Genomic DNA, 14,306 nt, shown 5'->3' with positions numbered 1-14,306 from the left:
CGCGCGATCCGGCAGATTCCGGGGAAGCCGCGCAGCGGCCCTGGCCGCCGGTCTCGCGCTGTTGACCACCCTGGCCACCACCCAGGCCGGCACCGCCTCCGCCAGCCCCGCCGCCCCGCACCACAGCGTCGCTATGGCTGCCGGGGTCCAGCAGTGGGCCTCCGACGCCCAGACCACCGGCGCCCAGCTGGACGCCCCGACCGCGGTCACCACCACCTCGGCCACGGCCGACACCACCGTCCACGTCGACCCTACTCTGCGGTTCCAGAAGCTGACCGGGTTCGGCGCCTCCGTCACCGACTCCTCGGCCACCGTGCTGTACCGCCTGGACCAGCAGCGTCGCGATGCGTTGATGACGCAGCTGTTCTCCCCGCAGCACGGCGTCGGGCTCAGCATGCTGCGCCAGCCCATCGGCGCCTCGGACTTCGCCACCTACGGCTACAGCTTCGACGACCTGCCCGCCGGGCAGACCGACTACGCCCTGCAGCACTTCTCGATCGCCCACGACAAGCCGCAGATCCTGCCGTTGCTGCGGCAGGCCAGAGCCCTCAACCCGCGGTTGCAGATCATCGCCAGTCCGTGGAGCCCGCCGGCCTGGATGAAGACCGGCGGCTCGATGATCGACGGCAAGCTCATTGACTCCCCGAAGATCTACGACGCCTACGCCCGCTATCTGGTGAAGTTCGTGCAGGCGTACGCGGCGGCCGGCGTCCCGGTGGACTACCTGACCATCCAGAACGAACCGCAGGCCCTGCTGCGCACCGACTACCCCGGCACCGACCTGCCGGTCGCCCAGGAGGCGAAGGTCATCGAGCGGCTCGGCCCGGCCCTGCGGGCCGCCGGCCTGCACACCAAGATCCTCGGCTTTGACCACAACTGGGCCGAGCACCCCTTCGACGTGCAGGCCCACGTCGCCGTGGGCGAGGACCCGGAGCTGAACCACCCCTTCGACCTGCTCAACTCACCTGCCGCCAAATGGATTTCTGGCACCGCCTACCACTGCTACTACGGCGACCCCAGCGCGCAGACCGCGCTGAAGGCGTCCTTCCCCGGCAAGGACATCTTCGAGACCGAGTGCAGCGGCGGCGGCATCACCCGCACCATCGGGGCGATGAACAACTGGGCCCGCAGCATGATCTTCTGGAACCTCGCACTGGACGAGAACCACGGCCCGCACACCGGTGGCTGCACGGGCTGCAACGGCACCGTGAACATCGACTCGACCACCGGCGCGGTCACCTACACCGGCAACTACTACACCCTCGCGCACTTCTCCCGCTTCACCCGGCCCGGCGCGGTCCGGATCGCCGCGGGCATCGCCGCCACCGAGGGCGACCCGAGCCCGGTGCAGACGTCGGCGTTCGCCAACCCCGACGGCAGCATCGCCCTGGTCGTGTACAACCCGAGCACCACGGCCGCGCACACCACCGCCATCAAGGCGCCGGGCGTCGACGTGACCACCAGCGTCGCCCCCGGCGCCACCGTCACCTACACCTGGGGCGGCCGCTGACCGCACGCGATCGGGCCCGGCCCGGGGGCGCCACCCCGGACCGGGCCCCGTGCCCGCAGCGCGGCGCCTGCCACCGGCGCACCGCACCCATAAAACGCTGCAGCACACTCGCCCGGCGGCGGTGCCACGCGCAGGTGTCCGCCGCAGGCGGGCCTGCCGGAAGGCCATGGTGCTCCCCGTGGCCGCGGGCTAAGGTGACGGGTGTTGTACCGGGCCGGCACGGGGATCGTGGGTACTCGCGCGCTCTACCTGCCGGGGCCCGGTATGCCGGCAACGATCTGAAGGTGGACATCCTGGTGGCTCGCACGACAGCGTCGGGGGAGGGCCGCAAGGCCACGATCAAGGATGTGGCGAAACGTGCCGGGGTATCGCCCTCGGCGGTCACGATCGCCGTCCACAACAAGCCGGGGGTCTCCTCCACGACCAAGGAGCGGATCCTGCAGGCGGCCCGGGACCTGGGCTGGAGCCCGAACCAGGCGGCGCAGTCACTGTCGGGGCGGGCGATCCACACCGTCGGCCTGGCCATCGCCCGGCCGGCCCGGATGCTGGGCCTCGAACCGTTCTACATGGAGTTCATCTCCGGGATCGAGAGCGTGCTGTCCCGGCGCGCCTGCTCGCTGCTGCTGCGCCTGGTGGAGGGCGACGAGGAGATCGACGTGCAGCGCGCGTGGTGGCAGGGCAACCGGGTCAACGGTTCCATCCTCGTCGACCTGCGAGCGGACGACCCGCGGATCCCGGTGCTGTCGGAGATCGGCCTGCCGGCCGTCGTGGTCGGCCACCCGTCGCTGGCGGGACCTTTCACCTCGGTGTGGACCGATGATGCCGCCGCGACCGCCGAAGCCGTGCAGTACCTGGCCGCCCTCGGCCACCGCACCATCGCCCGCGTCAGCGGACCGGCCGAACTCGGGCACAGCGTCATCCGCACCCAGGCCTTCACGGACACCGCGCGGCAACTGGGCCTGAACGCCCGCACGGTGATCGCCGACTTCTCCGCCGACCAGGGCAGCCGGGCCTGCCGCAACCTGCTGCTGTCCCCGGAGCGCCCCACGGCGATCGTGTTCGACAACGACCTCATGGCCGTCACCGCGCTCGGCGTGATCGCCGAGTTCGGCCTCTCCGTGCCGCACGACCTGTCCGTGCTGGCCTGGGACGACTCGCAGCTGTGCCAGCTGACCCGGCCCACCCTGTCGGCCATGCAGCACGACATCTTCTCCTTCGGCGCCGACGTGACCGAGACCCTCTTCGACGTGATGCTGCACCGCGAGGCGGTCTCGCACGCCGCCCAGGCCCCCAGCCTGGTCCCGCGCGGCTCCACCGCACCGCCGCCGCCCGCGCAGCGCCGCTAGGACCCGGTCGCCCGCGGCGCACCGCCGCGACGGCAGTCCGCTCTCAGCGCTCGGCGGCCGGTCGCCTGCTGATGCGCCTGCCGCGGCCTGCTGGCGAGAGGGCCATCTGGGAACTTCTGCGGCAGGCGGGGGCCCGGACGCCGAGAGCGGCGCCCGGAGCGAGTGCGCTCAGGGCGATGGGGCGTTCGGGCATGCCTTCTCAACTCTGAACGCGTCGGTCATAGTCCATTTGGTGCGCCCGGATCTCGTCGGCGTTGTCGACCGTCCAGTCGTACAACCGGCCGAACGGCTCGCGCAGGGATGCGCCGAGCGGGGTGAGGAAGTACTCGACCCCGACCGGCGAGGTCGGCAGCACGCGGCGCACGACCATCCCGTTGCGTTCCAGGCGGCGCAGGGTCTGAGTCAAGACCCGCTGGGTCACGCCCTCAAGACGGCGCTTGATCTCGTTGAACCGAGTGGGCTTGTCAAGAACCTCCATGACCATCATCGACCACTTGTCAGCGATCTGGTCGAGGATCGGGCGGCTGGGGCAGTCCGACCGGTAGACGGTGTCGCTGCCAGCGTCGGCGCCGTTGTCAGAATTGGCCATGTCGGTATCCTCCGCGATCCTTGCGATGCCGAAAGTGCGTTATTGACGCCGGTCGCCCCCCATCGCACGGTAAGTATGCATCAGGAACCTAGATGCTTACCAGGTACCGATCGGAGATCTCCATGGACCACGACGGCTATGCGACCCTGCGGGTGCGCCTAAAGGACGGCATCGCCCGCGTCACCCTCGACAACCCACCGGTCAACGTCTTGAACGTCGCCTTGATGGCTGACCTCCGGGACCTGCTGACCGCGCTGAGGGACGACGAGTCGGTTCGGGTGATCGTGTTCGACAGCGCCAGCCCGGAGTTCTTCATCGCCCACGTCGACATGTCGCTCGTCGACACGCCGGACGCCTTCGACAAGCTCGCGGCCGACCTCCCGGACGGCGTCAACGTCTTCCAGGCTCTGGGGGAGCTGCTCCGGCACCAGCCCCAGGTGACCATCGTCAAGCTTGCCGGGATGGCGCGCGGCGGAGGGGCGGAGTTCGTCACGGCCGCGGACATGGCGTTCGCTGCGATCGGTCACGCCGGGATCGGCCAGATCGAAGCTCTCATGGGCATCGTCCCTGGCGGAGGGGGCACGCAGTACCTTGCCGGCCGGGTCGGCCGCAATCGCGCCCTGGAGGCAGTGCTGGGTGCCGACCTGTACGACGCCGAAACCGCGGAGCGCTACGGCTGGGTGAACCGGGCCGTCCCTGCTGACGAACTCGATGACATCGTCGACCGCCTCGCCCGCAACATCGCAGCCTTGCCCGAGGGGGTGATCGCGGCGGCCAAGCGCGCCATCGTCCCTGAGGACCTGGCCGAGGGTCTCCTGCGGGAGCACGACGCCTGGGCGGGCCAGTTTGTTCGCCCGGCGGCGGAGCGGTTGATCCGCGGCGGACTGGCCCACGGTGCCCAGACCCGCGACGGCGAGCGCGATCTGGAAGGCCTGCTCCGGGGACTGCCCGGATAGGAACGGCAGCAGGCCCCGTACACGGGGCAGAGCAGCCGGTCAGGGCTGGTCGGCGCGTCCGGCCGCAGCCGGTCGCCCACGCCGACCGCGCGGACGATCTGCCCGCCGGCCGCTCTGGGCAGGGGTCGTGAGGTCCGCAGCCGGCGGAACCGGGTGGGTTCCAAGTGCCCGGTGTTCAGCGCGTCGTACTCCGCCCCGTGCCCTGCCGCGATCAGTTGCGGTGGCCGTCCGGTTGGGGCGGTCAAAGCAGCCCTGCCCCAACCGGTCGCGGAGGGTGTGACGCTCGGCGTCCTCGCGGGCCCGCGAAGACGCTGCTGCCCTGCGCCGTTTGCAGCGCGCGGACGCGGGGGACCTGTCGAACTTCGTCGAGTGGATCGGCGCGATCTAGTGCTGCCCTGCAGAGATTCGTCGAGAGGATCATCAAGCTGCCCCGTCATAGCGGCCGACGGGCTGTGGGTGCCCTGCTGTCAGGGACCCTGGCCGGTGGCGTTCCAGCCGTGTTCCAGGAGGTCGAAGGCGCTCTCGACGGCCGTTTGGGGATCGGTGCTCGCGCGCGCCAAGGCGGCGGTTTCGAGGACGAAGTGGGCCAGTGCCGCGCAGGTGGGGTCCTCCTGCGGGGCGCCGCTTGCCTCGGTGATGGCCTGGGCGAGTGCGCCCTCGTGGCGCATCCACATGCGGTGGGCGTATTCGCTCAGTGCCGGGGTTGAGCGGATGAGTTCGAGGAACTGTGCCATTTCCGCGTCCTGGGAGATGTTCGCTCTGGCCAGCACGTAGCCCCGGAGTGCGGCCAGGAGTGACTGGTCCTTTGGGCGCTGGTGGACGGCGTCGAGCAGGCTGGCCTCGCGGTCGGCGTCCATGTCGAAGACGAGCGCTTCCTTGCTGGGGAAGTGCTTGAAGAGCGTGGCGGTCGAGACATCGGCGGTGTCGGCGATCTCGCGGATCCCCACGTGGTCATAGCCCCGTTCCAGGAACAGGTGGAGCGCGGCGTCGGCGAGGGCTTTGCGGGTGGCCGCCTTCTTGCGCTCGCGGCGCCCCGGTGTCTGCGGTTCCTGGATCCGTGTCGCTCCCATGCCTGCATCCTACCTCAGAACGCGAGTCGCATCGAAAAGTAGAGTTGTTGCACTATTAGGATCGTTGTGGTTCTGTGGAATGGTCGCCGCGTTGCACCCCGTCCGGCCACCGGCTTCCCCCTTCTCTTTCGGCATACCTCCCTGAGGGAGTGATTCGTCATGTCCACATCTCCTGCGTCCCCCGCCGGACTTCCGACGGCCCCGGAGGACATACCCAGGAACGCCCGCTGGGTGCTGCTCGGCGTCATGCTCGCCATGCTGCTGTCGATGCTCGACAACATGGTCGTGGGCACCGCGATGCCCACGATCGTCGGTGATCTCGGCGGTCTGGAGCACATCTCCTGGGTGGTGACCGCCTACACCCTGGTCACGGCCGTCACCACCCCGATCTGGGGCAAGTGCGGGGACCTGTTCGGCCGCAAACCCATGTACCTGGTCTCGATCGCCGTGTTCCTCGCCGGCTCCGCGCTCTGCGGCGCTGCCCAGTCCATGCCCGAACTGATCGCCTTCCGCGCGCTGCAGGGCATCGGCGCAGGCGGCATCGGCGCGGGCGCGTTCGCCCTCATCGCCGCTCTCGTACCGCCGCGCGAACGCGGCAGGTACCAGGGTATGACCGCCTCCGTCATGGCGATCGGCACCATCGGCGGCCCGCTCCTCGGCGGCTTCATCACCGGGAACTGGGGCTGGCGCTGGGCCTTCTACATCAACCTGCCCCTCGGCCTGCTCGCCCTGGTGTGGCTGTGGCGGACGCTGCATCTGCCCACCCGGCGTATCAAGGCGCGGATCGACTGGCTGGGCATCGCCGTGCTGGCCGTCACGATCAGCGTGATCGTGCTGGCCGCGACCTGGGCGGGCACCACCTTTGCGTGGAGCTCCTGGCAGATCCTCAGCCTGGGCGCCGTCGCAGTGCTCGGACTCCACCTGTTCGTCCGTACGGAGCGGCGGGCCGCGGAACCCGTGCTCCCGCTGACCATCTTCACCAGTCACCGGAACTTCCCGCTGGCCATCGGCCTGCTCCTGGCCTCCGGCGTCGTCATGTTCGGTGCGGGCCTTTACCTGCCGCTGTTCCAGCAGACCGTTCAGGGCGCCTCGGCCACCCACTCCGGTCTTCTGATGCTGCCTCTGATGATCCCTGTCGTGATCGTCTCCACCATCGCGGGCAAGGTCATGTCCGCCACCGGTACATACAGAATCTTCCCGATCCTGGGCGCCGGCCTCCTGGCCGTCGGCCTCGGGCTGCTGGCCACCATGGGACCCGACACATCCCGCATTCTGACCTGCACGTACATGGTCCTTGTCGGGATGGGGCTCGGCCTCACCCAGCAGATGGCCGGCACCATCGCCCAAAACAGCGTCGCCATGCGTGACATGGGCGCCGCCATGAGCGCGGTCGCCCTCTTCCGCACTCTGGGCGGATCCCTCGGCGTCGCCGTCTTCGGTTCCCTGTTCACCCGCGCCATCGAGTCCCACCCGCCCACGGGAGCCAAGGATGCCTACCTGAACGCGCTCACCAACGGCACCCAGCAGATCTTCCTCACCGGAGCGATCCTGTGCGCGGTCGCCTTCGTCGCGGCGCTGTACGTCATCGAAACCCCGCTCCGCAAGGCGGGCCCGCCGATCCCGAAGACCTCCCCGACGGACGAGGCACGGGCAGCAACCCGCTGATCCACTGCGGCCGGTCGGCCACTTCCTCGTTCGCGGGGCGGCCGGGAGCTACGGTGCGTGCGGCGCGGCCGGAGGGGCGATGGCGGCTGTTGCCGCGGCTACCGCGGCGTCGACGGAGTCGTGGATCGCGTCGGGTCCGAGGTGCTCGGTCAGCGCGTGCCGGGCGAGTTGCTGGGCGGCCTCGGCGCGGACGCGGGCCAGGTGCAGGGCGATGTCCTGCCGATCCAGTTCCTCACGCAGTTCCTCCAGGGTGTCGAGGACCGGGACGCCGAGTTGGTAGCTGCCGGTGAGGTCCAGGACGACCACGCGGGGCGCCGGGTCGGCGCTCTTGACCAGGTCGCGGACCGCCAGGCGGACGCGGTTGACGTTGCCGAAGAAGAGGCTGCCGTCGGGGCGGACGACCAGGACCCCTGGGGTGGTGGTCGCGTCGTGGTGGATCGCGGCATCGGCGAACAGCCGGGAGCCGGGCAGTCGGCCCAGCACGGCGACGTTGCGGCGGCTCGCGGCGGCGACGAACAGCACCAGGGAGAGCACCACGGCCAGCAGCAGGCCGGGCAGGAGGTCGAAGAGCAGGACACCGAACAGCGCGGTGAGCGCCACCCACAGGCTCGGGCGGTCCAACGCGGCGTAGCGGCGCAGTTCCGCGGTCTTCATGAAGCCGCGCACGGCCACGATGACGATGGCCCCCAGCACCGCTTCGGGCAGGTCGGTGAAGAGCGGGGTGAGGAAGGCCCCGGTCAGCAGGATCAGGCCGGCGGCGATGAGGGAGACCATCGGGGTGCGGCTGCCCGCGCCGGCCGCGGCCGCGCTGCGGGAGGCACTGCCGGAGACGACGAAGCCGCGGACCAGGCCGACCGCGATGTTGCTGAGGCCGACGGCGGCCATCTCCCGGTTGGTGTCGACTTCTTCGCCGTGTTCGCGGGCGAAGCGGTTGGCGATGCTGAACGCTTCGGCGAAGACGACCAGGGCGACGCCGAAGGCTCCGGCGGTCAGGGCGAGCCAGTCGGCGGCCGGGATGCCGGGCAGGTGCGGTACGGGGACGGCGGAGGGGATCTTGCCGACGATGGCGACGCCGTGGTCCTTGAGGTGCAGCGCCGAGGACAGGACCAGTCCCAGGATGAGCACGGCGAGCGAGGCAGGGAGCCGGGGGACGAAGCGCTCCAGCACGAGGAGCAGCGCCAGGGCGGCCGCGCCGACGGCGAGGGTGGCCAGCGACCAGTCGGAGGCCTTGCTCAGCACAGCCCACACGCGCTCGAAGAAGTTGCCGTCGCCGCTGGAGACGCCGACCAGCTTGGCGGCCTGGCGGACGACGATGGTCAGTGCCATGCCGAACAGGAATCCCACCAGGGCCGGTTCGGCGAGGAAGTTGGTGATGAACCCGAGGCGGGCGAGTCCGGCGGCCAGCAGGATCGCGCCGACGATGACGGCGAGGGCGGCCGACAGGCCGACGGCGTCCTTGGGGTCGCTGCTGACGCTGGTCACGGCTGTCGCGGAGAGTACCGCTGCCGCGGAGGTCGCGCCGACGATCAGGAAGTTGGAGCGGCCCAGCAGGGCGTAGGCGAGCAGGGCGACGGGGGCGGCGTAGAACGCGTTCTGCGGAGGGACCCCGGCGATCTGGGCGTAGGCGACGCATTCGGGGACGATCAGGGCCCAGGCGGTGAGCGCTCCGAGGGTGTCGCCGCGCAGCCACTTGCTGCTGTAGCGGCCCATCCAGTCGGGCATCGGCCAGTGGCGGGGCGCCGGGCGGGTGCGCACGGGGTGGTGGTCCATCGCACCTCCAGTAGCCAGACCGTATGCATGATCGTTGGTGTCTCGGCGGCCGTCCGCAACTCGGCTGGGCTCCGTGACCGCCCTCAGGGCCTGCGGTCGCCGCTCGCCGGAGGTTGCCGCAGTTCCCTGATCACCCCGAGCGCCGCGGCGGTCAGCGGGACGGCCAGCAGGGTGCCGACCAGGCCGCCGAGGGAGGCGCCGGCGGTCACGGCCAGCATGACCAGCGCCGGATGCAGGGAGACGGTGCGGCTCTGCACCACCGGCTGCAGCACCACGCCCTCGATCATCTGGACGGCCAGAACGACGGCCAGCGCGCCCAGCGCAAGGGTCAGCCCGCCGTCCGCGAAGGCGACGAGGACGGCCACCACGCCGGTCAGGAACGCCCCGACGTAGGGCACGTACGCGCCGACGAACACCAAGGCGCCCAGCCCGAAGGCGTTGGGCACGCCCAGCAGCGTGAGACCGACGGCGATGAACACGGCGTCGGCCGCCGCGACGACGGTGGTGCCGCGCATGAATCCGGCCATCGCCTCGTACGCCCGGCGCGCCATCCGCACCAGCAGGTCCCCGTGCCGACCGGGAACCATCCGGCGCAGCGCGGGTACCGCACGGTCGCGGTCCTTCAGCTGGAAGAACGCGAGGGCGAGGGTGAGGATGCCGGTCATCAGGAGCTGGGCGGCGAGCCCGACGCCGGACACCACCCCCTCGGCGACGGCCCCGGCGGCGCTGTGGCCCAGGTCGCTGAGCCCGTCGGCGGCGCCACGCACGGCCTTGGCGACGGGGCCGTCGCCCGAGGCCCGGTCGGCCGCGTCCTGCAGTGAGTCGATGATCTGCGAGCCGGCGTCCGTGAGCAGGGTGACCAGCATCCACAGGGCGCCGTCGATGATGACGACCAGTGCGACGCAGGTCAGTGCGGCCGCGGCGGCCGGCGGCAGTCCGGCCTTCCGCAGGCGGCGGTCGAGTGGCACCAGCAGGGCGGTGATCAGCAGCGCGATCAAGGCGGGCACGACGGCGGCCCGCAGGGCCACGGTGAAGGCCACGGCCAGCAGGCCGAGCCCGGCCATGACCAGGAGTGCGCCGCTCCACGCCGTGGCCGCGCGCACGGTGGGCGGCAGGGTGTCCCACCACTCGCGGCGTGATCGCTCCCCGGCGTGGACGGCGTCGGTGGCGTCTGGGTCCATCGCCTCAGCGGCTCCTTCGATCGCGCACGGTGCGGCGCCGGGTCCTCAAGGCGGGGTGCGGACGTCGTGGCGCGGGGCGCGCATCCGGCGGGGTGATGCGCTCCTCATTAGGCGCGCGTTCCGCGCGGACCGCCGCCGGGGTGACCTCAATGGGTGAGCGCGCACGCGGCGCTGCGGGGCGGAACGGCGCCTGGGATGTCACCCGAATGGCCGCGCTCCGATGTCCCCCGGCCGGTCGGCCCCGAACGCTGAGCGTATGCCGGTCCCCGGCACGCCCGCCGACGAAGGAGCTCGCCATGACGCACGCAGCACCGCCCGTCAGCACTCCGCAGAACCCCGACCCGTCCGACCGCCCCAGCGCCTGGGCGGCGGGCGGCACGGTGTTCGCCGGCATTCTGCTGCTCGTGGACGGTGTCCTCGGCGTCCTCAAGGGCATCGTCGGCATCGCCAAGGACGACGTCTACTCACGGCTGGGCGACTACGTCTTCAAGTTCGACCTGACCACCTGGGGCTGGATCCACCTCGTCCTGGGCGTGCTGCTCGCCGTGGTCGGCTGGGGCATCCTGTCGGGTGCCGGCTGGGCCCGGGGCGCGGGTGTGGCGCTGGCCGCGTTCAGCATCGTGGTCAACTTCGTGTGGCTGCCGTACATCCCGGTGTGGGCCATCATCTCGATCGCCATCGACGTCTTCGTCATCTGGGCCCTGTGCGCGGACCGCTCGGACCGCACGTCTGCGTCCGCACGGTGACCGAAGCGTCCGCACGCCGACCGAGGGAAGCTGTCGCCATGCCCGACCCGTCCCCGCAGGACGCGCGCACGATCGCGGCAGAGGCGTGGGTGTGGGGGTATCCGCTCCTGGAGAACTACCGCACGATGTACCCGCAGGCCGTCGACCTCGACGACCCCCGCTCGGTCGGCGGCTTCGGGCGCTTTCGGCACTACTCCCAGCCCTTCACCCCGGCCAACACCGACGTGGTGACCCCCAACAACGACACGCCCTACTCCTGGGGCTGGCTCGACCTGCGGGCCGAGCCGTGGGTGGTGTCCGTCCCGGCGGTCGACCGGTACTACGTACTGCCCTTCCACGACCTGGACACGTCCTACGTGGGGTACATCGGGGCCCGCACGACCGGGCAGGAGGCCGGCCACTACCTGGTCGCGGGCCCGGACTTCGACGGCGACGTGCCGGAGAACATGGCCGGCGTCCTGCGCGCCGACACCTTCCTCGTCGGGATCCTCGGGCGCACCTACCTGGCGGGCCCCGAGGACGTCGCGGCACTGCGCGACATCCAGGAGCAGTACCGGCTGCAGCCGCTGTCCGCGTACCTGGGCCGTCCGGCCCCCGCCGCGCCGGAGGAGCCGCTGTGGCCGGTGTGGCGGGAGGAGGCCCTCGACAGCGTCGAGTTCTTCACGCTCCTGGACTTCCTGCTGCGCTTCTTCCCCGTCGTGGAGGCGGAGCGCGACCTGCGCGGGCGGCTGGCCCGGCTCGGTGTCGACGGCACCGGGGAATTCGAGTCCTCGGACCTGTCGCCGGAGCTGCGCGCGGCGGTCGAGCAGGGCATCGCCGACGCGCGCGCGGCGTTGGCGGCGGCCCAGCACGACGCGGTCGACTCCACCGGCTGGTTCGGCACCCGCGCCGAACACGGCGACGACTACCTGACCCGGGCGGTCGGCGTGAGCAAAGGCCTGTACGGCCTGCCCGCCGCCGAAGCCTGGTACGCCGGGTGGGCGCAGGACGACCAGGGCAGCCGGCCCCCGGACGCCTCCGCCCGTGACTACGTCGTGCACTTCCCGCCCGGACAGCTGCCACCGGCCCGCTTCTTCTGGTCGGCCACCATGTACCGTCTGCCCGAACGGCTCCTGGTGGCCAACCCCATCGACCGGTACTCGATCGGGGACCGCACCCCCGGGCTCGTCCATGACGATGACGGCGGCCTGACGCTGCACGTGCGCAAGGACCGGCCGCAGGACCCCAAGGAGGCGGCCAACTGGCTGCCCGCCCCCGACGGCCCCTTCACCATCGCCATCCGGGTCTACGGGCCCGAACCGTCCGTGCTCGATCACAGCTGGAGCATGCCGCAGCTCTCCGTGCGCGCCTGACGACCCGAAGGGACCCCGCCATGCCCAATCCCGGTGCGACCCCACGCAGCGCGTCCGCAGGCGGCCTCGCCGAGCTGGCCGCCGAAGCATATGTGTACGGCTATCCGCTGGTCTTCGACCTGTCCATGGTCGGTGTGTGCCTGCACCAGGGGTTCGGGTCCATGAAACCGGCCCCCTTCAACCACTTCGCGCACTCTCCTCAACTGGCCGCACCCGACGCCCACTTCGTGTCCGTCAACAACGACACGGTCTACTCGATCGCCCAGCTGGACCTCTCCGTCGGACCGCTGCTGCTGCATGTCCCCGACACGGCCGGCGCCTACTACGTGCTGCAGTTCGTGGACGCCTGGAGCAACAACTTCGCCTACCTCGGCCGGCGGCCCACCGGAACCCGCGCGGGTGACTGGTTGATCGCGCCGCCCGGGTGGAGCGGCAGCGCGCCCGAGACGGTCCGCGGCGTCATCATTGCTCCGACCGCCGTCGCCTCCATCGTGGGGCGCAACGCTTGCGACGGACCGGCGGACATGGACCGGGTCCAGGCGCTGCAGCAGCAGTTCACCTTGACCCCGCTCACGCCCGGAACCGCCCACGGGCTGCCCGCGCTCCAGTCGGACGTCCCCGAGCCGCTGCGGTTCTTCGAGCAACTGCGCGGATGGATGGCCGCCTTTCCGCCCGCCCCTGAGGACCGCCGCTACCAGGAACGCTTCTCCCCGCTCGGACTGCTGGCGAGCGGCCCTTCTCCCTACACCTCCTGCGACCCCAGCTTGACCCGAGCGCTGGTGCAGGGGTTGGCGCAGGGCGCTGCTCGAGTGGAGGAGGCGTCCCGTCCCGCTACGAGCTGCGGTCAGAAGCCCGGGGCGTGGGAGATGAACCCGCACCTGTTCGACTACAACACCGACTGGCTCGGCGTGGGAACGATCGACTCGCCGGAGTGGAAGGCCACCGACCGCGCGTCGTCGTATCTGCTGCGGGCCGTGGCCGCGCGCGCCGCACTGTGGGGCAACCACGGCTACGAAGCGGTGTACGCCCACACCTTCCACGACGCCGACGGCCGTCAGCTCAACGGCGCTCACGCCTACACGCTGTGCTTCGCACAGCCCCCGCCGGTGGACTCCTTCTGGTCGGTGACCATGTACGACACCCCGCACTACTACCTCGTGGACAACACCGCGGACCGGTACTCGATCGGTGACCGCACCTCTGGCCTGGTCCACGGAGCCGACGGCTCGCTGACTTTGTACCTCCAGAAGGACCGGCCGGCCCACCCCGACGAGGCCGCGAACTGGCTCCCGACCCCTGGCGGGGACTTCCGGCCCATGATCCGCCTCTACACTCCGCAGCAGCCGGTACTCGACGGCACATACCGCATCCCCGCGATCGAGGCCCGCCATGGGTGACGCCATCGGCCAAATGCTGGCCTCTGCGGTCGGTATCGCCATCAGCCCCCTGCCGCTGATCGCCGTCATCCTCATGCTCGCCACCCCGAAGGGCCGCTCCAACGGCATCGCCTTCGCCGCCGGGTGGACGGTGTCCCTCGCCGTGCTGGTGACCGTGATCGTGCTGGCCGGATCGGGCGCCGACGCCGGGCAGGATGACGGTCGGCCCGCCGACTGGACGTTCTGGCTGAAGCTGGCCCTGGGCGCGCTGTTCCTGGTGATGGGTGTCCAGCAGTGGCGGGGCCGGCCCCGCGGGGACCACGAAGCCCCGCAGCCCCGCTGGATGCAGGTCCTCGACCACGTCACCCCGGGCAAGGCGGCCGGACTGGCGGCTGCCCTCGCGGTGGCCAACCCCAAGAACCTCGTGCTCGCCGTGGGCGGCGCGGTCTCCATTGCCTCCAGCACCGCCGGGTCGGGCGGCAAGGCCGTCGCGGCCGGGCTGATGGTGCTCATCGCCTCCCTGTGCGCCACCTTGCCGCTGGCCGTCTACCTCTTCGGCGGCCGCCGGTCGGCGACGGTGCTGGGGGAGTGGAAGGCCTGGATGAGCCGGCACAACTCGGCGATCATGACCGTCGTGCTGGTCGTCCTCGGCACGAAGTACGTCGGCGACGCGATCAGCGGCCTCTCCACGTGAGCGGTGGGCGGTGAACCGCAGGCTGTGTCCGCCCCCGGCCGCCATAGTGCG

General features: G+C 70.9%; 12 protein-coding genes. 8 read left to right on the top strand and 4 right to left on the bottom strand.

Translation table 11 applies throughout. The features are described 5' to 3' along the window. The first annotated feature begins 61 nt into the window (after positions 1-61). Together ABZ721_RS12335 and ABZ721_RS12330 are read left to right on the top strand one after the other, a co-directional pair. Entirely contained in the window at positions 62-1,510 is a 1,449-nt protein-coding gene (locus ABZ721_RS12335; RefSeq protein ID WP_358788576.1) for a glycoside hydrolase family 30 beta sandwich domain-containing protein, read from the top strand. 296 nt (positions 1,511-1,806) lie between these two features. Next, positions 1,807-2,856 carry a LacI family DNA-binding transcriptional regulator gene (locus tag ABZ721_RS12330; protein ID WP_358788575.1) on the top strand — a complete coding sequence of 350 codons (1,050 nt, stop codon included), beginning with the start codon at positions 1,807-1,809 and terminating at the stop codon, positions 2,854-2,856. Positions 2,857-3,055: 199 nt separating this feature from the next. On the opposite strand, the gene ABZ721_RS12325 is transcribed toward ABZ721_RS12330, so the two are convergent. Further along, the gene (locus tag ABZ721_RS12325) at positions 3,056-3,445 is read right to left on the bottom strand and encodes a helix-turn-helix domain-containing protein (RefSeq protein WP_358788574.1); all 390 of its coding nucleotides are present in this window, start codon (positions 3,443-3,445) and stop codon (positions 3,056-3,058) included. Between the two features lie 122 nt (positions 3,446-3,567). On the opposite strand from ABZ721_RS12325, the gene ABZ721_RS12320 reads away from it, so the two are divergent. Continuing rightward, entirely contained in the window at positions 3,568-4,401 is an 834-nt protein-coding gene (locus tag ABZ721_RS12320; RefSeq protein WP_358788573.1) for an enoyl-CoA hydratase/isomerase family protein, read from the top strand. Between the two features lie 467 nt (positions 4,402-4,868). Here the strand turns inward: ABZ721_RS12320 and ABZ721_RS12315 are convergent, their stop codons facing one another. Further along, on the bottom strand, positions 4,869-5,471 hold the full coding sequence (locus tag ABZ721_RS12315; protein ID WP_358788572.1) for a TetR/AcrR family transcriptional regulator: 603 nt from the start codon (positions 5,469-5,471) through the stop codon (positions 4,869-4,871). 159 nt (positions 5,472-5,630) lie between these two features. Between ABZ721_RS12315 and ABZ721_RS12310 the strand changes: the two genes are divergently transcribed. Continuing rightward, on the top strand, positions 5,631-7,136 hold the full coding sequence (locus ABZ721_RS12310; RefSeq protein WP_358788571.1) for an MDR family MFS transporter: 1,506 nt from the start codon (positions 5,631-5,633) through the stop codon (positions 7,134-7,136). A gap of 48 nt (positions 7,137-7,184) precedes the next feature. Here ABZ721_RS12310 and ABZ721_RS12305 read toward each other — a convergent pair whose 3' ends face one another. Next, on the bottom strand, positions 7,185-8,906 hold the full coding sequence (locus tag ABZ721_RS12305; protein WP_358788570.1) for a SulP family inorganic anion transporter: 1,722 nt from the start codon (positions 8,904-8,906) through the stop codon (positions 7,185-7,187). 83 nt (positions 8,907-8,989) lie between these two features. Continuing rightward, entirely contained in the window at positions 8,990-10,087 is a 1,098-nt protein-coding gene (locus ABZ721_RS12300; protein ID WP_358788569.1) for an AI-2E family transporter, read from the bottom strand. Positions 10,088-10,383: 296 nt separating this feature from the next. Here ABZ721_RS12300 and ABZ721_RS12295 point away from each other — a divergent pair, with 296 nt between their 5' ends. From ABZ721_RS12295 to ABZ721_RS12280, 4 genes are read left to right on the top strand one after another with little or no spacing between them, the layout of a single operon-like run. Next, positions 10,384-10,833, top strand: coding sequence for a hypothetical protein (locus ABZ721_RS12295; protein ID WP_358788568.1), 450 nt, complete (start codon positions 10,384-10,386; stop codon positions 10,831-10,833). A gap of 38 nt (positions 10,834-10,871) precedes the next feature. Beyond that, entirely contained in the window at positions 10,872-12,185 is a 1,314-nt protein-coding gene (locus ABZ721_RS12290; protein ID WP_358788567.1) for a DUF1254 domain-containing protein, read from the top strand. A 20-nt stretch (positions 12,186-12,205) separates the two neighbouring features. Beyond that, a complete protein-coding gene (locus ABZ721_RS12285; protein ID WP_358788566.1) occupies positions 12,206-13,582 on the top strand; it encodes a DUF1254 domain-containing protein in 1,377 nt (458 codons plus the stop codon). A 13-nt stretch (positions 13,583-13,595) separates the two neighbouring features. Continuing rightward, the gene (locus ABZ721_RS12280; RefSeq protein WP_358788565.1) at positions 13,596-14,255 is read left to right on the top strand and encodes a GAP family protein; all 660 of its coding nucleotides are present in this window, start codon (positions 13,596-13,598) and stop codon (positions 14,253-14,255) included. Positions 14,256-14,306 lie beyond the last annotated feature (51 nt).

The organism is Streptomyces sp. NPDC006733, assembly GCF_040636125.1.
Classification (GTDB): Bacteria; Actinomycetota; Actinomycetes; order Streptomycetales; family Streptomycetaceae; genus Actinacidiphila.
This window is presented reverse-complemented; position numbering and strand designations above follow the sequence as displayed.

Bases quoted from the DNA above. Each gene is read 5' to 3' on its own strand.
- ABZ721_RS12305 (WP_358788570.1), bottom strand. From the start codon at position 8,906: ATGGACCACCACCCCGTGCGCACCCGCCCGGCGCCCCGCCACTGGCCG.
- ABZ721_RS12285 (WP_358788566.1), top strand. From the start codon at position 12,206: ATGCCCAATCCCGGTGCGACCCCACGCAGCGCGTCCGCAGGCGGCCTC.
- ABZ721_RS12320 (WP_358788573.1), top strand. From the start codon at position 3,568: ATGGACCACGACGGCTATGCGACCCTGCGGGTGCGCCTAAAGGACGGC.
- ABZ721_RS12280 (WP_358788565.1), top strand. From the start codon at position 13,596: ATGCTGGCCTCTGCGGTCGGTATCGCCATCAGCCCCCTGCCGCTGATC.
- ABZ721_RS12300 (WP_358788569.1), bottom strand. From the start codon at position 10,087: ATGGACCCAGACGCCACCGACGCCGTCCACGCCGGGGAGCGATCACGC.
- ABZ721_RS12310 (WP_358788571.1), top strand. From the start codon at position 5,631: ATGTCCACATCTCCTGCGTCCCCCGCCGGACTTCCGACGGCCCCGGAG.
- ABZ721_RS12295 (WP_358788568.1), top strand. From the start codon at position 10,384: ATGACGCACGCAGCACCGCCCGTCAGCACTCCGCAGAACCCCGACCCG.
- ABZ721_RS12315 (WP_358788572.1), bottom strand. From the start codon at position 5,471: ATGGGAGCGACACGGATCCAGGAACCGCAGACACCGGGGCGCCGCGAG.
- ABZ721_RS12325 (WP_358788574.1), bottom strand. From the start codon at position 3,445: ATGGCCAATTCTGACAACGGCGCCGACGCTGGCAGCGACACCGTCTAC.
- ABZ721_RS12290 (WP_358788567.1), top strand. From the start codon at position 10,872: ATGCCCGACCCGTCCCCGCAGGACGCGCGCACGATCGCGGCAGAGGCG.